This window comes from Serratia grimesii (genome assembly GCF_900186025.1).
GTDB lineage: Bacteria > Pseudomonadota > Gammaproteobacteria > Enterobacterales > Enterobacteriaceae > Serratia > Serratia grimesii.
This window is the reverse complement of sequence record NZ_LT883155.1, coordinates 4316954-4337212: the sequence shown is the minus strand read 5'-3', so window position 1 is coordinate 4337212 and position 20259 is coordinate 4316954. Positions and strand designations below refer to the sequence as shown.

The following is a 20259-nucleotide window of genomic DNA, read 5'->3' as shown; positions in this document are numbered from 1 at the left end:
AGGGGATAAAATGACGTCTGACCCGCCGGACAATCAATTAAGAGGTCATGATGAGTACTGAAATTAAAACTCAGGTCGTGGTACTTGGGGCGGGCCCGGCAGGCTACTCTGCTGCCTTTCGTTGCGCTGACTTAGGTCTTGAAACCGTTCTGGTTGAACGTTATTCCACTCTGGGCGGTGTTTGCCTGAACGTGGGATGTATCCCTTCCAAAGCACTGTTGCACGTTGCCAAAGTGATCGAAGAAGCCAAAGCGTTGGCTGAACACGGCATCGTTTTCGGCGAGCCGAAAACTGACATCGACAAAGTGCGTGTCTGGAAAGAAAAAGTCATCAATCAGCTGACTGGCGGTCTGGCTGGTATGGCTAAAGGCCGTAAAGTGAAAGTGGTTAACGGCCTGGGCAAGTTCACCGGCGCTAACACCCTGGTTGTTGAAGGCGAAAATGGCCCAACGACCATCAACTTCGACAATGCCATCATTGCCGCAGGTTCTCGTCCGATCCAACTGCCATTCATTCCTCATGAAGATCCACGCGTGTGGGACTCTACCGATGCACTGGAACTGAAAACTGTCCCAGAGCGTCTGCTGGTCATGGGCGGCGGTATCATCGGCCTGGAAATGGGCACCGTATACCATGCGCTGGGTTCACAGATCGACGTAGTCGAAATGTTTGACCAGGTGATCCCGGCTGCTGACAAAGACGTGGTGAAAGTCTTCACCAAACGTATCAGCAAGCAGTTCAACCTGATGCTGGAAACCAAAGTGACTGCGGTAGAAGCCAAAGAAGACGGCATCTATGTCACTATGGAAGGTAAGAAAGCACCTGCAGAGCCACAGCGTTACGACGCGGTGTTGGTTGCTATCGGTCGTGTACCGAATGGCAAGCTGCTGGAAGCAGGTAAAGCTGGTGTTGAAGTTGACGAACGTGGCTTCATCAACGTCGACAAACAACTGCGCACCAACGTGCCACACATCTTCGCTATCGGCGACATCGTCGGTCAACCGATGCTGGCGCACAAAGGCGTGCATGAAGGCCACGTTGCTGCTGAAGTTATCGCTGGCATGAAGCACTACTTCGACCCGAAAGTGATCCCATCAATCGCTTACACCGAGCCGGAAGTTGCATGGGTGGGTCTGACCGAGAAAGAAGCGAAAGAGAAAGGCATCAGCTACGAAACGTCCACCTTCCCGTGGGCTGCTTCTGGCCGTGCTATCGCTTCCGATTGTGCAGACGGCATGACCAAACTGATCTTCGACAAAGAAACTCACCGTATCATCGGTGGCGCGATTGTCGGCACCAACGGCGGCGAGCTGCTGGGTGAGATCGGTCTGGCTATCGAGATGGGTTGTGACGCAGAAGACATCGCGTTGACTATCCATGCTCACCCAACCCTGCACGAATCTGTAGGCTTGGCGGCTGAGATCTACGAAGGCAGCATCACCGACTTGCCTAACCCGAAAGCCAAGAAGAAGTAATTCTGCTGGTTTGAACGGTTGATAAGCGGCTCCTGAAAAGGGGCCGTTTTTTTATGGACGGAATGCAGTAAAAGGCCGCTCAGTGAGCGGCCAGTAGCTTACTTGTTCTGGAATATCACATTCAGCGTCAGGTTGTTGCCGTTAACCGACCAACCCCCTTTACTCACGCCAAACGCCGATCCCAGTACAATGAGCAGGATAAACATAGAACTCCCTTTCATTGCGCGATCCCTGTGGAACCACGACCACCGCGACTTCACCGGAAAAATCCCGGTGGAACAAGCGCTCGGTAGCGCCTGTATCGCAGTAGTTGCAGCACTGTTCTCAAGCCCGATGACCGGCTGCTAAACCGGCAGAACAGACCCATCGAGAGAGTACCTAAAAATAGCTGTGATAACATTGTTTAGTTGATTTTTTGAACGATGTTACGCACAATGCTTTGGCTCGGTAGCGCTTGTATCGTTCTTTAACGATGTAAGAAACCCGTGAGGTGCCTGCTAACACCGAACGGAACAAAAGAACCGCCTTTACGGCGGTTTTTTTGTGTCTCCGACTCTCAACTTTTGATCTTCAAATTCAATAACCATTGTAAATATGTGGCTATTGTGTTGTGCTCGTTAGGCTAAATCGTCGTGCTCACCGCCCCCCGGCTAGCCTGTGCCGTAGCCGATTACACTGCGCTCAACGATTCAGCAAAGATTTAATGTTGCTTTTATGTGAACGAATTAACAACCAATTCAAATCCTGATATGCTGGCTGGGCGGAACCGGGCACTGTAACTTACAGTCCAGGACATCGACAGCAGTGCCCCGTCAGGATCAATGGCATCACACCGTGCGCTAAACCCGGTTTGAAAATATACCCTGTGGCTTGAAGACTACGGGTACAAAACGCCAGGCACAATAAATGACAATGAGAGCGAGGAGAATGTCGTGCTAGAAGAATACCGTAAGCACGTAGCCGAGCGTGCTGCAGAGGGCATCGTCCCTAAGCCGTTAGACGCCACCCAAATGGCAGCGCTGGTTGAATCATTAAAGAATCCGCCAAAAGGCGAAGAAGAATTCCTGTTAGACCTGCTGATTAACCGTGTACCACCAGGCGTCGACGAAGCCGCCTATGTCAAAGCAGGTTTCCTGGCAGCCATCGCCAAAGGCGAAGCAACATCTCCCCTGATTACCCCAGAGAAAGCCATTGAACTGTTAGGCACCATGCAAGGTGGCTACAACATTCATCCGCTGATCGACGCGTTGGATAACGAAAAGCTGGCACCGATTGCCGCCAAAGCGTTGTCCCATACGCTGCTGATGTTTGACAACTTCTATGACGTAGAAGAGAAAGCTAAAGCGGGTAACCCACACGCCAAACAGATCATGCAATCCTGGGCCGATGCCGAATGGTATCTGTCACGTCCAAAGTTGGCAGAAAAGATCACTGTTACTGTGTTCAAAGTGACCGGTGAAACCAATACCGATGATCTGTCACCGGCGCCGGATGCCTGGTCTCGCCCAGATATCCCATTGCACGCCTTGGCAATGCTGAAAAACGAACGTGAAGGTATTGTGCCGGATCAGCCGGGCAGCGTTGGCCCGATCAAGCAAATCGAACTGCTGAACAAAAAAGGTTTCCCTCTGGCCTATGTCGGTGACGTGGTCGGTACCGGTTCTTCCCGTAAGTCTGCCACTAACTCAGTGTTGTGGTTTATGGGCGACGACATCCCGTATGTGCCTAACAAGCGCGGCGGTGGTGTAGTACTGGGCGGTAAAATTGCGCCAATCTTCTTCAACACCATGGAAGATGCCGGTGCGCTGCCGATTGAAGTGGACGTTAATGACCTGAACATGGGCGATGTGATCGACATTTACCCGTACAAAGGCGAAGTGCGCAACCATGAAACGGGCGAACTGATCGCTAACTTCGAACTGAAAACCGATGTGCTGCTTGATGAAGTACGCGCAGGTGGCCGTATCCCGTTGATCATCGGCCGTGGCTTGACCACTAAAGCACGTGAAGCCTTGGGCTTGCCGCACAGCGACGTGTTCCGTATCGCCAAAGAAGTGGCAGCCAGCAACAAAGGTTTCTCGCTGGCACAGAAAATGGTTGGCCGCGCCTGTGGCGTCGCTGGCGTGCGTCCGGGTGAATATTGTGAACCGAAGATGACCTCTGTCGGTTCACAGGACACTACAGGCCCGATGACCCGTGACGAGCTGAAAGACTTGGCTTGCCTGGGCTTCTCTGCCGATCTGGTGATGCAGTCCTTCTGTCACACAGCCGCTTACCCGAAACCGGTCGATGTGACGACTCACCATACGCTGCCGGACTTTATTATGAACCGTGGCGGTGTATCGCTGCGTCCGGGCGACGGTGTTATCCACTCTTGGCTGAACCGTATGCTACTGCCGGATACCGTCGGTACCGGTGGTGACTCCCATACTCGTTTCCCGATCGGCATTTCTTTCCCTGCGGGTTCTGGTTTGGTGGCCTTTGCTGCTGCTACCGGTGTTATGCCGTTGGATATGCCTGAGTCTGTTCTGGTTCGCTTCAAAGGCAAAATGCAGCCGGGCATCACTTTACGTGACCTGGTACATGCTATCCCTTACTACGCGATCCAGCAGGGGCTGTTGACCGTAGAGAAAAAGGGCAAGAAGAACATCTTCTCCGGCCGTATCCTGGAAATTGAAGGCTTGCCGGATCTGAAGGTTGAGCAGGCATTTGAATTGACCGATGCCTCTGCTGAACGTTCTGCTGCCGGTTGTACCATCAAACTGGATAAAGCGCCGATCCAGGAGTACCTGAACTCTAACATCGTGTTGCTGAAGTGGATGATCTCTGAAGGCTACGGCGATCGCCGTACGCTGGAGCGTCGTATCCAGGGCATGGAAAAATGGCTGGCGGATCCACAATTGCTGGAAGGCGATGCGGATGCAGAATATGCCGCGGTGATCGACATCGATCTGGCCGAGATCACTCAGCCAATTCTTTGTGCGCCGAACGATCCTGACGATGCACGTCTGCTGTCCGACGTGGCCAACAGCAAGATCGATGAAGTGTTCATCGGTTCTTGCATGACCAATATCGGTCACTTCCGTGCTGCAGGTAAACTGCTGGATCAGCATAAAGGTCAGTTGCCGACCCGTCTGTGGGTGGCACCGCCAACCAAGATGGATGCGGCTCAGCTGACTGAAGAAGGCTACTACAGCGTGTTTGGCAAGAGTGGTGCGCGTATCGAGATCCCGGGCTGTTCACTGTGCATGGGTAACCAGGCGCGTGTTGCTGACGGTGCGACGGTGGTTTCCACTTCGACCCGTAACTTCCCGAACCGTCTGGGTACTGGCGCTAACGTCTATTTGGCGTCTGCAGAATTGGCAGCGGTTGCTTCGTTGCTGGGTCGTCTGCCAACGCCAGACGAGTACCAGACTTATATGGCGCAGGTCGATAAGACAGCGGCGGATACCTACCGCTACCTGAACTTTGATCAACTGGGCCAGTACACTGAAAAAGCTGACGGTGTGATCTTCCAAACCGCGGTTTAATTTAGTGACAGAGTCATGTTAAGCGGGGGCCTATAAAGGCCCCCGTTTTTTATGGCGATAATGCCCATTTGTTTTCATGTTCACAGAGTGGGTTATCCACGACCATTACGGACTTCATTTCCGCGGAAGTGGTTAAAAGGAACATCCCCTCGTTCTGGAAATTCCCCTCTGTAGCCATGTTTAGGGTCAAAGTGGTTATCAACATGCCCACGAAATTCGTGCGGACCATGGAACCAGGGACCCGCGCCAATAAACCTACCGCCGATAAACCAGTCAGGGCCGTAATAGCCATAAGGGGCGCAGTAGTAGGGTTCGTAGTCATAATAACCGTATGGGCAGGCAGGCTCTGGCCCCAGGTTGATGATGACGTCAGCCGTTGCCTTAGTCATTGAGAGCAGCATGAGTGCGACGAATGACATCAAGGCAACGCGTTTTGACAGGATAGTGTTCATTTTCATCTTCTGAAAAAGAGAATATACCTGAGCTCGGCCTCTTGTTTGTTGAAGGGGAAGAGGCCGGGTTACCCTTAATACGCACTATCTACTTTTTGAAGATTTCAACATGGATGTCTTTATGATCGCTTTCTTGGCCTGATGCACCGACGATGCGGTAGTAGCAATCTTTTCCGCTTAATCCGCTGAGTTCATTGCATTTTTGATCGACAGCTTTGGAGATGTCTTTGTGTCCGACGGTTGGCACTCCGGTTTGTTGGATTGAGAGGTCGCCGAGTTTTGTATAGCTGGCGGAATCTTCGAGGGTGATTTGCTTGGCAGCAAAAGAAGATGCCGAGAAAATAATGCTCAGTGCTACGATTGGGATAATGTATTTCATGGCACACATCCTGATCTTGGTGATAGATTTGAAGGAGGTGAAATCGCCTCTGGCCGGTATTGAACTTTAATTAAAGTTCCATAATGTAAAAGCTAATCGATATTTGCAGGAAGTCAAAAGAGGAAGATTGGTGTAATAATTGTAATGTTTTTGATTTTCAACTATATACTGATTTTATTTGCCTTATTTTGAGATATATCTTCACTTTCTTTACATTGATTGAATAAATACAATTATTGAACATTTCCCATGATCTTGCCCTACCAATATCCCTAAATAAGCCGTTCTGGTTTGCTTTTTTCCAGGCAATAGTGCCGACTCTCCTTTGTATTTTTTATAACATATTGATTAATTTAATCCTTAATGTCACTGGGCTTGCCAACGGACTGACAAGAAATCTACAAAGACGATTTATCCACTGTTGCCAGGGTTATGATGCTCGGTGTCGCCTTCGCGGGAACCGCCGGCTTATCGAACGAGCGACAGGTGACTTCCCATTGCTGACGCAAGCGGCTATATTGCGCGGCGATAGCGCCACTGGCGTTTTATTTTTCTCAGTTGCCAACTTTGCGAGCGCTCACTGAGTTAGTCATGAATTAATGTTTACACTAAGGGAAAGGGCTCAGGAGGCGTGCTATGGATTACGAATTTCTGCGTGACGTGACCGGCCAGGTGATCGTCAGATTTTCGATGGGGCATGAGGTCATTGGCCACTGGATCAACGAAGAACTCAAAGGCGACTTTAACCTGCTGGACCGGATCGAAGCCGGTGCGGCGGAGGTAAAGGGCAGCGAGCGTCAATGGCAGTTGGAAGGCCATGAATACACATTGCTGATGGACGGTGAGGAAGTGATGATCCGTGCCAATCTGCTGGAGTTTGAAGGCGACGAGATGGAAGAGGGGATGAATTACTATGACGAAGAAAGTCTCTCATTCTGCGGCGTCGAGGATTTCTTGCAGGTGCTGAAGGCTTATCGATCTTTCATGCTCAAGTACTAAGCGTCGGGCGCGGCATGCCGCGCCCTATATTTATCACAGATGCGGAATATTGCGGCCGTAATAGATTTCCTGCATCTCTTTCCATAGCAGATCGGTAATCTCTTTACGCTCGGCGGCACTCAGTGCATCCGGTTTGGCGTTAAACAGGTAGTGCTTCAGATCGAAATCTTTCAGCAGCATCTTGGTATGGAAGATGTTCTCCTGGTAAACATTCACGTCCATCATGTGGTACAGCGCCTTCATATCATCAGACATAAAGTTCTGGATCGAATTGATCTCATGATCGATATAATGTTTTACGCCGTTCACGTCGCGGGTAAAACCACGCACACGGTAATCCATGGTGACGATGTCAGATTCCAACTGGTGGATCAGGTAATTCAGCGCTTTAAGCGGTGAAATCACGCCGCAGGTCGAGACTTCGATATCGGCGCGGAAGGTGCACAGACCGCCTTCCGGATGACTCTCCGGATAGGTGTGAACACAGATGTGGCTCTTGTCCAGGTGTGCGACCACGGTTTTTGACAGTGGGCCTGGGTGTTCCGACGTATCGACATCATTCGGATCAACCGGTTCTTCGCTAACCAGAATGGTGACGCTGGCGCCCTGAGGCTCATAGTCCTGGCGTGCGATGTTCAGAATATTTGCGCCAATGATCGAGCAGGTCTCGCTCAAGATCTCGGTCAAGCGGTTGGCGTTGTATTGCTCGTCAATGTAGGCGATATAGCCAGCGCGGTCATCCGCGGTTTTGGCGTAACAAATATCGTAAATACAAAAACTCAGGCTTTTTGTCAGGTTGTTGAAGCCGTGCAGTTTTAGCTTATGCAATTTGGTTCACCTCCTTTATCTTCTCGCTTAACGTGAAACGTTCAGTGCGTTGAGCAAATACTGCGGCAGTGCAAAGCTGCCCACGTGAATTGCCGGATTGTAATAACGACAGTTTAAGCCACTTTGATTAAAGCGATGTTGCAGGGTAGATAAGTCGAGCTGGCGCAGTGCCGGATCCTGACTCGCCCATGCGAAGGTCATAATGCCGCCGTAATAGGTCGGGATTGCGGCCTGATAGAAGCTGACGTCGTTGAAGTATTGGCTCAGCTTGGTGTGGCTATTAACCGCTTCGTCTTGCTGTAGGAAGCACACGCCGTTCTGTGCGACAAAAATGCCACCTTCATTCAGACAGCGTGCGCAGCCTTCATAGAACGCGGAGGTGAACAGACTTTCGCCGGGACCAATGGGGTCGGTACAGTCTGAGATAATCACATCGAATTTTTCATCGGTCTGACTAACAAAATTGACACCGTCATCAATCACAAGTTTGAAACGTGGGTCGTCGTAGGCACCAGCATTGTGGTTTGGAAGGTATTGGCGGCAGAATTCCACCACACCGGCGTCGATCTCAACCATCGTGATTTGCTCTACGCCCTGATGACGGCTCACTTCACGCAACATGGCGCCGTCGCCGCCGCCGATGATCAGCACTTTTTTCACGTGGCCGTGAGCCAACAGCGGTATGTGGGTCATCATCTCGTGATAGATGAACTCATCACGCTCGGTGGTTTGCACCACGCCGTCGAGCGCCATGACGCGCCCCAGAACTGGGTTTTCAAAAATAACCAAATCCTGATGCTCGGTCTTCTCACGATACAGCACGTTCTCTACTGAGAAGTACTGGCCGAAGTTGGCATGCAGCGTTTCATACCAAATTTCTTTCTGGGTCATGTGCGGGAACTCCGTAATAACAGCCATGAAAAATGGGCGCAACATCATAGCTAACTCTGCCTGGTGATGCACGGCTGAATTTCAAACAGAGGTAGCAGAAAGGCGGAGGGGATTAGTTGGCGTAGGCCAGCAGGCTTAGCGAGTCGCGTGCCAGAGATTTACACTTCTTGGGTGTCGGGATAGCAATACCACTGAGATCACGATAGCTGTCTTCACCCAGCGCCTTCATGTTGAAGCTATTATAGTTGGTCAAATCCCAACGGTTTTGTTGGGCAAAATAAACGATGGCACGCTTGATTTGTGCATTAGGCAAGTCGTTGTAGCCACAGTCATTTTTCAAATAGATAAATACTGCCGTCAGATCGGCCAGATCTTCCGCCTCAGACTCATTCAGTGCCAGACTGGCGTTGGAGAACCCCAGCGTGGTGAGCAGCAGCACCAGTAATGTTGTTTTTTTCATCTTGAAAATAGACCTGTTTGTTGTCAACAGACGTTATCACACTTGCCTGTAAAGGCACCAAATTTTATTACCGGCGGATAACATAACGGAAAGCAAAGGCTTGACCTTCCGCTAAGGGGAGGGTTTAGGCTGTATAGCGATAAGTTTAGACCCATAATCTTTCGAGCTGCAGCCTTATTGGGTTAGCTACAGCTTAGTGAGCATTGAGTGCCGATCACTGAAAAAGGGAGTCAGCGATGTTACGCCGTGATTTTATCAAACTGACCGCTGCGCTGGGCGCGGCAAGCGCTTTACCGTTGTGGAGCCGGGGTGTGTGGGCGGCTGAGCTGCCAGCGTTGCCTATTCCGCCGTTACTGATGCCGGATGCGCAGGGAAATATAGCGCTGGCGTTGCAAACCGGCGAAATGAACTGGCTTCCGGGTAAAGCGACCCATACCTGGGGCGTGAATGGCGCGCTGCTGGGCCCAGCGGTGCGACTGCAACGCGGTAAGCCGGTAACGGTAGATATCCGCAACGCACTGCCGGAGGCCAGCACCGTTCACTGGCACGGTTTGGAAATCCCGGGGGATGTCGATGGCGGTCCACAGGCGCTGATCCAACCGGGCACGACACGCAGGGTGCAGTTTACGGTTGAACAGCCCGCAGCGACCTGCTGGTTCCATCCGCATACCCATGGCAAGACAGGGCAGCAGGTAATGATGGGGTTAGCAGGGTTGGTGCTGCTGGAAGACGATGAGAGCAGTAAGTTGCCACTGCCGAAAACCTGGGGACAGGATGACATTCCTGTGATCCTGCAGGACAAACGGTTGGGCAAAGACGCACAGATTGAATATCAACTGGACGTGATGAGCGCGGCGGTTGGCTGGTTTGGTGACCGCATGTTCACCAACGGCGCGCAGTATCCACGGCATATTGCCCCGCGTGGTTGGTTACGCCTGCGTTTCCTCAACGGGTGTAATGCGCGCTCGCTGAATATTGCGGCCAGCGATAATCGCCCACTCTATGTGATCGCCAGTGACGGTGGTTTTCTGGCTGAGCCAGTCAAGCTGACCGAGTTGTCGATGCTGATGGGCGAACGTTTTGAAGTGCTGGTGGATGCTTCCGACGGCAAGCCATTTGATATTGTTACGCTGCCGGTTAAACAGATGGGCATGACGTTGGCACCATTCGACCAACCACTGCCAGTGTTGCATATTCAACCTTCATTGGCGCAGGGCATCAAGACGATGCCGGATAGCCTGGTGAAGCTACCAGCGTTGCCTGCGGTGGCGGGTGTTCAAGAGCGTTGGCTACAACTGATGATGAATCCGCAGTTGGATATGCTGGGCATGCAGGCGTTGATGGATCGTTATGGCCATCAAGCAATGGCAGGAATGAGCATGGATCACGGCAGTATGGGTAAAGGTGACGGCGCGATGGCCGGTATGGGCCAGGGCAGTATGAAAGGCATGGACCATGGCAATATGAAAGGTATGAATCATGGTGATATGAAGGGAATGGATCACAGTGCCAAACCTTTCGACTTCAGCCACGGCAATATGATCAACGGCAAGGCCTTCGACATGGCTAAACCGATGTTTGAAGCCAAGCGCGGCAAATACGAAAAATGGACCATCTCCGGCGAGGGCGACATGATGTTGCACCCGTTCCATATTCACGGCACCCAGTTCCGTATTCTGTCGGAAAATGGCAAGCCACCAGCGGCTCACCGCAGTGGCTGGAAAGACACTGTGCGTGTCGAAGGCTGGCGCAGTGAAGTGTTAGTGCGCTTTGATCACCTGGCCAACAGCGATCATGCTTATATGGCTCACTGTCACCTGTTGGAACATGAAGATACCGGCATGATGTTGGGCTTTACGGTAACCGACTGAAGATATGTGCTCCGGTGCTTCGCTACAACTTGCCCTCCATAGGGCAGGGAGCAAAAGCCACCAAAGAAACAAGTGGCGGCGCACTCGCGTCGCCAGAGGCTTCAGGCTATGCTAAACTCTGCGCCCTTCTTCCGGCAACTGACCTGAAAACTATGAAACACACTGTAGAAGTAATGATTTCCGAGCAGGAAGTTAAGACCCGTATCGCTGAACTTGGCCGCCAGATCACCGAACATTACCGCGATAGCGGCAGTGATATGGTATTGGTTGGGTTGTTGCGTGGCTCCTTCATGTTCATGGCCGATTTGTGTCGTGCGATCGACGTACCCCATGAAGTCGACTTTATGACAGCGTCCAGCTATGGCAGTGGCATGTCCACTACCCGTGACGTGAAAATCCTCAAGGATTTGGACGAAGACATCCGCGGCAAAGATGTGCTGATCGTCGAAGACATCATTGATTCTGGCAACACGTTGAATAAAGTGCGCGAAATTCTGGCACTGCGCGGGCCGAAATCACTGGCGATCTGTGCGCTGTTGGACAAGCCTGAGCGCCGTGAAGTTGAAGTACCGGTTGAGTATGTCGGTTTCCCGATCCCGGACGAGTTCGTGGTAGGTTACGGCATTGACTACGCTCAGCGTTATCGCCATTTGCCATATGTCGGTAAAGTGGTGCTGCTGGACGAATAAACTGCGGTTGGCGCGATATACCCTTTATACTTGAAGCTGTACCTGTGTTGGCTGCATTTGCTCACTCCAGTCACTTACTTATGTAAGCTCTTGGGAACTGACGAATTTGCTGCGTTACTCGGCAAAGCCTCGCCCCGTTGAGGCCAGCGCAGGCGCTGTTCAACAACGCCGTGGCTTTGTTGTGGTGCAACGCCAATTATTTGGGGTATATGTCGTGTCGCAGGCGAAATTAAATGCCTTTATCCTGCTGCAGAGTAGCCATGGCTTTGCGATAGCCCATTTCCAGGCTTTCTCGGCTGGTGGCTGCAACTTCCAGATCCCGTAGACGTCCGTCCTGGATCCCATACACCCAACCGTGAATCATCACTTTCTGACCGCGTTTCCACGCTGATTGCATGATGGTGGAATGGCCCAGGTTATAGACCTGCTCAATCACGTTGATTTCGCACAATACGTCAAGGCGCTGTTCCGGTTCCAGCTCACCCAACAGTGAACTGTGTTTGTACCAGAGATCACGGATGTGCAGCAGCCAGTTGTTGATCAGCCCCAATTCCGGGTTTTCAACCGCGGCTTCTACGCCACCGCAGCCCAGGTGGCCACAAATAATAATATGCTCAACTTCCAGCACGTCGACGGCATACTGCACGACCGACAAGCAGTTTAAATCGGTGTGAATGACCAGGTTTGCCACATTACGGTGGACAAAGAGTTCACCTGGTTCCAGCCCGGTCAGTCTTTCCGCAGGAACGCGGCTGTCTGAACAACCTATCCATAAAAAGCGAGGCTTTTGCGCCTGTGCTAAACGTTCAAAAAAATCCGGGTCTTCCTTGCTGATGTTAGCCGACCAAGTATGGTTATTAGCGATAAGCTTTTCGATTTCTTTCATGGAGGTTATTGACCTGTAACGAACAGATTGCGTTGGGGTAATATAGGACAAGCGTCACAGTTTGGAAATCGGAACAGTGACGCAAGACGATATTCAACCACTTTCTATACAGCATGGTGGGATGGAACCTGAATTTTCCGCACGGATTTGCCTCAGTGAAAACGCTGCTGATGATAAGATCACCTTCATTACAATACGCAGCAGCATACTCATCGTCACAAGGTACTTTTTAACTTATGAATTATGCACTGGAATTAGCGCAGTTAACCAAGACTTACGCCGGTGGCGTCAAGGCATTGCGTGGAATCGATCTGAATGTCGAAGCGGGGGATTTCTATGCCTTACTGGGGCCAAACGGCGCCGGAAAATCCACGACCATTGGCATTATCAGCTCGCTGGTTAATAAAACGTCCGGCAGTGTGCGGGTGTTTGGCTACGATATCGACAAAGATATCGTCAATGCCAAGCGTCAGCTCGGGTTGGTACCGCAGGAATTCAACTTTAATCCGTTCGAAACGGTGATGCAGATAGTGGTCAATCAGGCGGGTTACTACGGTGTTGCTCGTCGTGAAGCACTGGCGCGAGCAGAAAAATACCTGACTCAGTTGGATCTGTGGGGCAAGCGTGAAGAGCGTGCCCGCATGCTGTCTGGGGGGATGAAGCGCCGGCTGATGATTGCCCGCGCATTGATGCATCAGCCAAAATTGCTGATTCTTGATGAGCCAACCGCCGGGGTGGATATCGAACTGCGCCGCTCAATGTGGGGCTTCCTGAAAGAGCTGAACGCGCAAGGCACCACAATTATTCTTACCACTCACTATTTGGAAGAAGCCGAAATGCTGTGTCGCAATATCGGCATTATCCAGAACGGTGAGTTAGTCGAAAATACCTCAATGAAAGGGTTGCTGGCCAAGCTGAAGTCCGAGACCTTCATCCTGGATCTGGCCGCGAAAAGCCCACTGCCGAAGCTGGACGGTTACCGCCACCGCCTGACGGATACCTCAACGTTGGAAGTTGAAGTAATGCGTGAGCAAGGCCTGAATGGTCTGTTTACCCAACTCAGCACGCAGGGTATTCAGGTACTGAGCATGCGTAACAAGGCTAACCGGTTGGAAGAGCTGTTCGTCACCCTGGTTAATGGCAATGGAGAAAAAGCATGACGCGTTTGTATTGGGTGGCCTTACAGAGCATCTGGGCCAAAGAGATCAACCGTTTTGCCCGTATCTGGATCCAGACGCTGGTGCCACCGGTGATCACCATGACGCTGTATTTCATCATCTTTGGCAACCTGATCGGTTCGCGTATTGGTGAAATGCACGGTTTTGATTACATGCAGTTTATCGTGCCGGGTTTGATCATGATGGCGGTGATCACCAACTCGTATGCCAACGTGGCTTCGTCGTTCTTCAGCGCCAAATTCCAGCGCAACATTGAAGAACTGTTGGTGGCACCTGTACCGACACACGTCGTCATCGCCGGTTACGTCGGTGGTGGCGTGGCGCGCGGTATTTGCGTCGGCGTATTGGTGACCGTGATTTCACTGTTCTTTGTGCCACTGCAGGTCCACGCCTGGTGGGTGATTGTGGCCACATTGTTGCTGACGGCCATTTTGTTCTCGCTGGCGGGGCTGATCAACGCGGTGTTTGCCACGACCTTTGACGATATCAGCCTGATCCCGACCTTCGTACTGACGCCGCTGACCTATCTGGGCGGGGTGTTTTACTCGCTGACGCTGTTGCCGCCGTTCTGGCAGGCGGTGTCCAAACTGAACCCTATCGTCTATATGATTAGTGGTTTCCGTTACGGTTTCCTGGGCATCAGCGACGTACCTTTGGCGCTGACTATGGCAGTTTTGGTGGCGTTTATTACGGTGTTCTACCTGTTGTCCTGGTACCTGATTGAACGCGGTCGCGGTCTGCGTACCTGATTAACTAGCGTCCCCAGGCATCGCGTCCGGGGACGCTTTTTTTGACCTGAAACAGGCATCATGTAAATCAATAAAATTGCTCCAATAACCCCTTTATCTCCGCTGTTCAAATCGTGCTATGCTGGCGCTCCACATTTTCTCCATTTTGTTATTACGTACTCGTAAGCAGAACATAACCATGCGGTCTAAACATAAGATAGCGGCTGGGCTTCTCGGTATTCTGATGGCATTTGCATCCCCGGCAAGTCTGGCAAATTTGTTGTCGGAAGACAGTGCTGTTAAATCCGAATATATGGAAGCGCAACGCGACAGCGAGGTCTATTCGCTGATTGGCGAGCATGTTATTCCGGTCGGTGAAGTGAAGCAGGGGCAACTGATTCAGGTGTTCCCGGCGGATGCGGAATATTACGAGTTCAAATTCGGTCACGGCACCGGTTTTATCGATAAAGACGATGTGCGAAATCTCAAAAAATCGCGCAAAGTGAAGGATGACCTGGGTGAGCTGAACAAGCCGCTGACCAACCAGAACCTGATCACTCAAAAAGTGACTAACGTCTATACCGATGCCGATAACGGCAGTGATATTTTTGGCGTTCTGGAAGAGAACCTGCGCTACCCGATCATCGGTAAGCTGAAGGATCGGCTCAACAACACCTGGTATGAGATCAACATTGGTGACCGGCTGGGTTATGTCAGCGAACTGGACTGCGAAATTGATATGGGCATTCCGGTACTGACTTATCATCATCTGTTGAAAAACGAAGAGAACAAGCGCTTCCGTCATACGTCGACAACCACGTCTGATGTGGCGTTCAGCAATCAGATGACCTACCTGAAGCAGGCTGGCTACGACACTATTTCCTTGTATCAGTTGGAAGCTTACCTGAATAATCAGATCAATTTGCCGGGCAAGGCAGTGGTGCTGACGTTTGATGACGGGCTAAAGTCGGTTTATCGGTATGCTTATCCTGTGCTGAAAGACTATGGCTTCCGCGCTACGGCGTTTATCATTTCCTCGCGCATCAAACGCCATCCGCAGAAGTGGAACCCAGACTCGCTGCAGTTTATGAGTATTTCCGAACTGAAGCAGATTCAGGATGTATTCGATGTGCAGTCGCATACGCATTTCCTGCATCGCACAGATGGTAACCGTCAACCGATCCTGCTGAGCCGTTCTCTGCATAATATCGAGTTCGATTTTGAGCACTCACGCCGTGCGTTGTCGCAGTTTAATCCACACGTGCTGTATCTGTCCTACCCATTTGGTGGCTACAACCAGCGGGCGATACAGGCAGCGAAAGACGCCGGTTTCCATATGGCAGTGACCACAGTGCAAGGCAAAGTGAAGCCGGGGGATAATCCCTATACGCTGAAGCGGCTGTATATTTTGCGCACCGACTCGATTCAAACGATGGCGGACAGAATAGCCAATAAGCCAGGAACGGTGGTGGTGCAATAGTAGGAAGGAACGGGCGCCGAAAGCGCCCGTTTTTACGTTTAAGCGACCTGAACCGGTACGGCTTTCGCTTTACGTTGCAGGTTGTTGTCACCTTCGAAGTAGGCGACTTTAGGATGGTGTTGGCGTGCATCAGCATCGCTCATCTGCACGTAAGAACAGATGATCAACTTGTCGCCCACGCAGGCGCAGCGTGCTGCCGCACCGTTGACCGAAATAATGCGAGAACCACGTTCTGCGGCGATAGCATAGGTCGAGAAACGCTGACCGTTATCAACGTTATAAATATCGATAGCTTCATATTCCAGAATGCCTGCGGCTTCCAGAAAGTCCTGATCAATGGCGCAGGAGCCTTCATAGTGCAAGTCGGCCTGAGTCACTTTCACCCGATGCAGTTTGCCTTGCAGCATAGTACGTATCATAACTTTACCTAACTGAGTAATAGAGGCGATTGGGTTAAATAGCCATACTGAGGTATATCGTCACCGATAAGCCTGCCATTGTCTACAATCTGGCTGGTTGTACAGGTGACGTATGTTCAAAAAATAACCTACAACGTTAAATCAACCTGCTGGTTGTCGATCAATCGTGCTTTACCCAGCCAAGCGGCCATTAACACCACGGCACGTTGGCTTTCAACGCCCAGGGGTTGCAGGCTGTCAGCGTCGCGAATAAACAGCTCGTCTGGGGTGAAACCGGCGTTGCGCAGGTGCTCGGCGGTTTGCTCCAGCAACTCGTCGACGTGACGTTCACCGTTGCTAAGCTGTTCTGCCAGCGCATTCATGATTTTGCTGAGCTGCGGGGCGATTTTACGCTCTTCGGCAGTCAGATAGCTGTTGCGAGAACTGAGCGCCAGGCCATCTTTAGCCCGTACTGTCGGTACGCCAACAATGTCGATGTCGTAGCCCATATCCGCCACCATCTTGCGGATCAATGCCAGTTGCTGATAGTCCTTTTCGCCAAAACAGGCCAGATCCGGCTGCACCAGATTGAACAGCTTACTGACAATGGTGGCGACGCCGCGGAAATGCCCCGGGCGGCTGGCGCCTTCCAGCATGGTGGAAATGCCCGGTACGTCGACGTAGGTTTGCTGTTCCAGCCCCTGCGGATAGACATCGGCCGGTGCGGGTGCGAACACCAGTTCAACGCCGCGGCGGGTCAGCTTTTCGCTGTCCTCTTGCAAGGTACGTGGGTAACTGGCCAGATCTTCAGGGCGTTCGAACTGCATCGGGTTGACGAAAATACTGACTACCACGATATCGGCGCGTGCGCGGGCTTCATCGATCAGCGTCATATGACCTTCGTGCAGGTTGCCCATGGTCGGCACCAGTGCGATGCGTTTCCCATCCTGACGCCAGCGGCGGATCTGCTGACGCAACAGCGGCAGGGTCTCGATAATTACCATTCCATAACTCCTAACGCGGACACTTTAGTTGAAAGAGTGCTCTTCAGCGGGGTAAATGCCTTGTTCTACGTCCTGGATATATTGTTGCACCGCCGAGCGGATATCGCCGCTCTGTGCCAGGAAGTTTTTAGCAAATTTCGGTGTGTGGCCACCGGTGATACCGAACGCATCATGCATAACCAGAATCTGACCATCGGTGACATTACCGGCACCAATGCCAATCACCGGAATTGTCAGCGCTTCAGTGACTTTGCGAGCCAACTCAGTAGGTACGCACTCCAGTACCAGCAGTTGAATACCGGCCAGCTCCAGATTTTGTGCATCTTCCAGCAGTTGTTTGGCAGCGAGTTCATCACGGCCCTGTACCTTATAACCGCCGAACACGTTTACCGACTGCGGTGTCAGGCCCAGGTGGCCGCATACCGGCACGGCACGCTCGGTGAGCATTTTCACTGTTTCACACAGCCAACTGCCGCCTTCCAACTTCACCATATTGGCACCGGCTTGCATCAGCTCTGCGGCATTGGTGCAGGCCAGTTGTGGGGTGGCGTAACTCATAAAGGGCAGGTCGGCCAGCAATAGGCAGGCCGGAGCACCCCGGCGCACGGCACGAGTATGATAGGCAACGTCGGCGACGGTGACCGGGAGTGTGGAGTCGTGGCCCTGCAGCGTCATGCCCAGTGAATCGCCCACCAGCAGCACTTTAACGCCTTGCTCTTCAAACAGTTTGGCAAAGCTGGCATCGTAAGCGGTGAGGGAAGCAAACTTGCGCTGTTCCTGCTTCCACTGGCGCAAATGGGTCACGGTGGTGGGTTTCATCACTACGTCTCCTGAATAGAGCCGTGCGGCGTACGCAGGGCCCTGACTGCAAAAAAGTGCTGTCATTCTACTGTAACCCTAACGGGGTGGGTAGCGCAGATCATAATGCTTAAGCGGTTCTTAAGAACCTTGTGGTGTAATGGGCGGCAATGGCTAAAAAAGGACGCACATGCGAATTCTGCTGATAGAAGATGACAAGTTAATTGGCGACGGCATCAAAGCCGGGTTGACCAAGCTTGGCTTTAATCTGGATTGGTTTACCGATGGGCTGGTCGGTAAAAACGCGCTGGAAAGTGCGCCTTATGACGCAGTGATCCTCGATCTCAGCCTGCCGGGTCTCGACGGGTTGGATTTGTTGCGCCAGTGGCGGCAGGCCGGTCATGACGTACCTGTATTGATCCTGACCGCACGTGATGCGCTGGAACAGCGCGTCAGCGGCCTGCAAAGCGGCGCCGATGATTACCTGTGCAAGCCTTTTGCCTTGGCAGAGGTTGCTGCACGCCTGCAGGCATTGATCCGCCGTCGTCATGGTCAACTGATGCCACAATTGGTGCATGGCAATGTAGTGTTTGATACCGCCACCCGTAGCGTTAGCTGTAACGGCGAGCCCGTCACATTAACACCACGAGAGCTGGCCGTGCTGGAATTGTTCCTGCACAACAAGGGACGGGTGCTGGCGCGCCCTTTGATCCAGGAAAAATTGTACAACTGGGACGATGAGGTCAGTAGCAACGCGGTGGAGGTACATATTCATCATCTGCGACGGAAGTTGGGCAACGGGTTTATCCGTACCATTCACGGTGTGGGTTATACGCTGGGGGATGTACCGTGAGACATCTTAGTTTACGACTGAGGTTGATCCTGATTTTCAGCGTGCTGGCGCTACTGACCTGGTGTTCTGCCAGCCTGGTGGCATGGATGATGACGCGCAACAACATCAATGAAGTCTTCGATACCCAGCAGATGTTGTTTGCCAAACGGCTGGCGACAGCCAACCTGGGCGATCTGCTGGCAGATGAAAGCGTACGGAGTCTACCGAAAACCAAGAAGCTGGTGCACCACGGCAAGCGTGGTGAACAGGACGATGATGCGCTGGCGTTCGCGATTTTTGACCGTAACGGCAAGATGCTGCTTAACGATGGTGAAAATGGTGCGGATTTCCGCTTTGACAGTGAGCGTGAAGGTTTTACCGATGGTGAGCGCAAAGGCGATGATGACAGTTGGCGGCTACTGTGGCTCACCAGCCCCGACGGGCGATATCGTATCGTGGTGGGGCAGGAGTGGGATTATCGCCGGGACATGGCGCTAGGCATGGTGACCGGGCAATTGGTGCCGTGGCTGGTGACGTTACCGATCCTGATGTTGTTGATTGCACTGATGGTCGGGCGTGAGCTGCGCCCGTTGCGTACTGTCGCCGCAGGGCTGCGTAAACGCGCCCCAGACGATGCCACGCCACTGGACGCGAGTCAGGTGCCGACTGAAGTGCGCCCGTTAGTGGATGCGCTTAATGCGCTATTTACTCGCATCAATGCGCTGCTGGTGCGGGAACGACGATTCACCTCCGACGCCGCCCATGAATTGCGTAGTCCGCTTGCGGCACTGCGGGTGCAGACGGAAGTAGTGCAACTGGCTGGCGACGACGAACCGATGCGCGCGCATGCGTTGGACAATCTGACAGTAAGCATCGATCGCGCTACGCGGTTGGTGGATCAACTGCTGACACTGTCGCGGCTGGACTCCCTGTCCGATCTGGCCGAACTGGAAACGGTCGACTGGAGTCAATGGGTCCCGATGACCTTGGCTGAACAGGAACGCCATGCACATGCCGCCAATGTCACGCTGCGCTATGAACAACAAGGCACTCCGCCACCGTTACAGGGGCAGCCACTGCTGCTGTCATTGCTGGTACGCAATCTGGTGGATAATGCCGTGCGCTATACCCCGAAAGGGGGCACCGTCACGGTGAGACTGACAGAGCGCTTGCTGACGGTCGAGGATGATGGGCCTGGTGTGACGACGGAGCATCTGGCACGGCTTGGAGAACGTTTTTATCGTCCGCCGGGCCAGGAGCAAACGGGAAGCGGACTGGGGTTATCTATTGTTGAGCGTATAGCGAGTTTACATGGACTGCGTGTTAGCTTTGCCAACCGACCGGAAGGGGGATTTGTTGCTCAGGTGATGCTATAGGGCGC

Annotated in this window: 20 protein-coding genes; 10 read left to right on the top strand and 10 right to left on the bottom strand. The window is 52.3% G+C overall.

Annotation, left to right across the window (positions count from 1 at the left end; all coding sequences use genetic code 11):
- Nucleotides 1–50: 50 nt before the first annotated feature.
- On the top strand, nt 51–1475 hold the full coding sequence (gene lpdA, locus SGBXF1_RS20330) for a dihydrolipoyl dehydrogenase (RefSeq protein ID WP_012146711.1): 1425 nt from the start codon (nt 51–53) through the stop codon (nt 1473–1475).
- A gap of 98 nt (nt 1476–1573) precedes the next feature.
- On the opposite strand, the gene SGBXF1_RS23980 is transcribed toward lpdA, so the two are convergent.
- The gene (locus SGBXF1_RS23980) at nt 1574–1696 is read right to left on the bottom strand and encodes a hypothetical protein (RefSeq protein ID WP_255212238.1); all 123 of its coding nucleotides are present in this window, start codon (nt 1694–1696) and stop codon (nt 1574–1576) included.
- Between the two features lie 711 nt (nt 1697–2407).
- Here SGBXF1_RS23980 and acnB point away from each other — a divergent pair.
- Nucleotides 2408–5005 (top strand): bifunctional aconitate hydratase 2/2-methylisocitrate dehydratase, encoded by a 2598-nt coding sequence (acnB, locus tag SGBXF1_RS20325; protein WP_037416795.1) that lies wholly within the window; start codon nt 2408–2410, stop codon nt 5003–5005.
- A 92-nt stretch (nt 5006–5097) separates the two neighbouring features.
- On the opposite strand, the gene SGBXF1_RS20320 is transcribed toward acnB, so the two are convergent.
- Entirely contained in the window at nt 5098–5457 is a 360-nt protein-coding gene (locus tag SGBXF1_RS20320) for a hypothetical protein (protein ID WP_186427452.1), read from the bottom strand.
- Between the two features lie 88 nt (nt 5458–5545).
- A complete protein-coding gene (locus SGBXF1_RS20315) occupies nt 5546–5836 on the bottom strand; it encodes a hypothetical protein (protein WP_037416797.1) in 291 nt (96 codons plus the stop codon).
- Nucleotides 5837–6472: 636 nt separating this feature from the next.
- On the opposite strand from SGBXF1_RS20315, the gene yacL reads away from it, so the two are divergent.
- Complete coding sequence (gene yacL / locus SGBXF1_RS20310) at nt 6473–6835, top strand: protein YacL (protein ID WP_037416800.1); 363 nt, start codon at nt 6473–6475, stop codon at nt 6833–6835.
- A 33-nt stretch (nt 6836–6868) separates the two neighbouring features.
- Here the strand turns inward: yacL and speD are convergent, their stop codons facing one another.
- The 3 genes from speD to SGBXF1_RS20295 all read right to left on the bottom strand — a co-directional run bounded on the left by speD (nt 6869) and on the right by SGBXF1_RS20295 (nt 9014).
- On the bottom strand, nt 6869–7663 hold the full coding sequence (gene speD, locus SGBXF1_RS20305) for an adenosylmethionine decarboxylase (RefSeq protein ID WP_012146704.1): 795 nt from the start codon (nt 7661–7663) through the stop codon (nt 6869–6871).
- A 27-nt stretch (nt 7664–7690) separates the two neighbouring features.
- Nucleotides 7691–8554 carry a polyamine aminopropyltransferase gene (gene speE / locus SGBXF1_RS20300; protein ID WP_061807964.1) on the bottom strand — a complete coding sequence of 288 codons (864 nt, stop codon included), beginning with the start codon at nt 8552–8554 and terminating at the stop codon, nt 7691–7693.
- Between the two features lie 112 nt (nt 8555–8666).
- A complete protein-coding gene (locus tag SGBXF1_RS20295; protein WP_037416803.1) occupies nt 8667–9014 on the bottom strand; it encodes a YacC family pilotin-like protein in 348 nt (115 codons plus the stop codon).
- Nucleotides 9015–9250: 236 nt separating this feature from the next.
- Here SGBXF1_RS20295 and cueO point away from each other — a divergent pair, with 236 nt between their 5' ends.
- The gene (gene cueO / locus SGBXF1_RS20290) at nt 9251–10885 is read left to right on the top strand and encodes a multicopper oxidase CueO (protein ID WP_130382002.1); all 1635 of its coding nucleotides are present in this window, start codon (nt 9251–9253) and stop codon (nt 10883–10885) included.
- A 152-nt stretch (nt 10886–11037) separates the two neighbouring features.
- A complete protein-coding gene (gene hpt, locus SGBXF1_RS20285) occupies nt 11038–11574 on the top strand; it encodes a hypoxanthine phosphoribosyltransferase (protein WP_186427451.1) in 537 nt (178 codons plus the stop codon).
- Between the two features lie 229 nt (nt 11575–11803).
- On the opposite strand, the gene can is transcribed toward hpt, so the two are convergent.
- Nucleotides 11804–12460 (bottom strand): carbonate dehydratase, encoded by a 657-nt coding sequence (gene can, locus SGBXF1_RS20280; RefSeq protein WP_061807929.1) that lies wholly within the window; start codon nt 12458–12460, stop codon nt 11804–11806.
- A gap of 236 nt (nt 12461–12696) precedes the next feature.
- Between can and SGBXF1_RS20275 the strand changes: the two genes are divergently transcribed.
- From SGBXF1_RS20275 to SGBXF1_RS20265, 3 genes are all read left to right on the top strand, one after another.
- The gene (locus tag SGBXF1_RS20275; protein WP_037416812.1) at nt 12697–13620 is read left to right on the top strand and encodes an ABC transporter ATP-binding protein; all 924 of its coding nucleotides are present in this window, start codon (nt 12697–12699) and stop codon (nt 13618–13620) included.
- Complete coding sequence (locus SGBXF1_RS20270) at nt 13617–14387, top strand: ABC transporter permease (protein WP_037416816.1); 771 nt, start codon at nt 13617–13619, stop codon at nt 14385–14387. Before SGBXF1_RS20275 ends, SGBXF1_RS20270 begins: the two co-directional genes overlap by 4 nt.
- A gap of 178 nt (nt 14388–14565) precedes the next feature.
- Nucleotides 14566–15846 carry a polysaccharide deacetylase family protein gene (locus SGBXF1_RS20265; protein WP_061807930.1) on the top strand — a complete coding sequence of 427 codons (1281 nt, stop codon included), beginning with the start codon at nt 14566–14568 and terminating at the stop codon, nt 15844–15846.
- Between the two features lie 38 nt (nt 15847–15884).
- Here the strand turns inward: SGBXF1_RS20265 and panD are convergent, their stop codons facing one another.
- The 3 genes from panD to panB form a co-directional block, all read right to left on the bottom strand.
- The gene (gene panD, locus SGBXF1_RS20260; RefSeq protein WP_037416822.1) at nt 15885–16265 is read right to left on the bottom strand and encodes an aspartate 1-decarboxylase; all 381 of its coding nucleotides are present in this window, start codon (nt 16263–16265) and stop codon (nt 15885–15887) included.
- 128 nt (nt 16266–16393) lie between these two features.
- Nucleotides 16394–17248, bottom strand: coding sequence for a pantoate--beta-alanine ligase (gene panC / locus SGBXF1_RS20255; RefSeq protein ID WP_130382000.1), 855 nt, complete (start codon nt 17246–17248; stop codon nt 16394–16396).
- A gap of 24 nt (nt 17249–17272) precedes the next feature.
- Nucleotides 17273–18067: a 3-methyl-2-oxobutanoate hydroxymethyltransferase gene (gene panB, locus SGBXF1_RS20250; protein WP_037416828.1), complete on the bottom strand. Its 795-nt coding sequence runs from the start codon at nt 18065–18067 to the stop codon at nt 17273–17275.
- A 169-nt stretch (nt 18068–18236) separates the two neighbouring features.
- Between panB and qseB the strand changes: the two genes are divergently transcribed.
- Both qseB and qseC read left to right on the top strand, forming a co-directional pair.
- Nucleotides 18237–18899, top strand: a complete 663-nt coding sequence (qseB, locus tag SGBXF1_RS20245; protein WP_037416831.1) for a quorum sensing response regulator transcription factor QseB — start codon at nt 18237–18239, stop codon at nt 18897–18899.
- Nucleotides 18896–20254, top strand: coding sequence for a quorum sensing histidine kinase QseC (qseC, locus tag SGBXF1_RS20240; RefSeq protein WP_186427450.1), 1359 nt, complete (start codon nt 18896–18898; stop codon nt 20252–20254). The genes qseB and qseC overlap by 4 nt, the downstream gene beginning before the upstream one ends.
- Nucleotides 20255–20259: the final 5 nt, after the last annotated feature.

Excerpts from the sequence above, each read along its gene's own strand:
- lpdA (WP_012146711.1), top strand. The coding sequence starts at position 51 with ATGAGTACTGAAATTAAAACTCAGGTCGTGGTACTTGGGGCGGGCCCG.
- SGBXF1_RS23980 (WP_255212238.1), bottom strand. The coding sequence starts at position 1,696 with ATGAAAGGGAGTTCTATGTTTATCCTGCTCATTGTACTGGGATCGGCG.
- SGBXF1_RS20320 (WP_186427452.1), bottom strand. The coding sequence starts at position 5,457 with ATGAACACTATCCTGTCAAAACGCGTTGCCTTGATGTCATTCGTCGCA.
- SGBXF1_RS20315 (WP_037416797.1), bottom strand. The coding sequence starts at position 5,836 with ATGAAATACATTATCCCAATCGTAGCACTGAGCATTATTTTCTCGGCA.
- yacL (WP_037416800.1), top strand. The coding sequence starts at position 6,473 with ATGGATTACGAATTTCTGCGTGACGTGACCGGCCAGGTGATCGTCAGA.
- speE (WP_061807964.1), bottom strand. The coding sequence starts at position 8,554 with ATGACCCAGAAAGAAATTTGGTATGAAACGCTGCATGCCAACTTCGGC.
- SGBXF1_RS20295 (WP_037416803.1), bottom strand. The coding sequence starts at position 9,014 with ATGAAAAAAACAACATTACTGGTGCTGCTGCTCACCACGCTGGGGTTC.
- cueO (WP_130382002.1), top strand. The coding sequence starts at position 9,251 with ATGTTACGCCGTGATTTTATCAAACTGACCGCTGCGCTGGGCGCGGCA.
- hpt (WP_186427451.1), top strand. The coding sequence starts at position 11,038 with ATGAAACACACTGTAGAAGTAATGATTTCCGAGCAGGAAGTTAAGACC.
- can (WP_061807929.1), bottom strand. The coding sequence starts at position 12,460 with ATGAAAGAAATCGAAAAGCTTATCGCTAATAACCATACTTGGTCGGCT.
- SGBXF1_RS20275 (WP_037416812.1), top strand. The coding sequence starts at position 12,697 with ATGAATTATGCACTGGAATTAGCGCAGTTAACCAAGACTTACGCCGGT.
- SGBXF1_RS20270 (WP_037416816.1), top strand. The coding sequence starts at position 13,617 with ATGACGCGTTTGTATTGGGTGGCCTTACAGAGCATCTGGGCCAAAGAG.
- SGBXF1_RS20265 (WP_061807930.1), top strand. The coding sequence starts at position 14,566 with ATGCGGTCTAAACATAAGATAGCGGCTGGGCTTCTCGGTATTCTGATG.
- panD (WP_037416822.1), bottom strand. The coding sequence starts at position 16,265 with ATGATACGTACTATGCTGCAAGGCAAACTGCATCGGGTGAAAGTGACT.
- panC (WP_130382000.1), bottom strand. The coding sequence starts at position 17,248 with ATGGTAATTATCGAGACCCTGCCGCTGTTGCGTCAGCAGATCCGCCGC.
- panB (WP_037416828.1), bottom strand. The coding sequence starts at position 18,067 with ATGAAACCCACCACCGTGACCCATTTGCGCCAGTGGAAGCAGGAACAG.
- qseB (WP_037416831.1), top strand. The coding sequence starts at position 18,237 with ATGCGAATTCTGCTGATAGAAGATGACAAGTTAATTGGCGACGGCATC.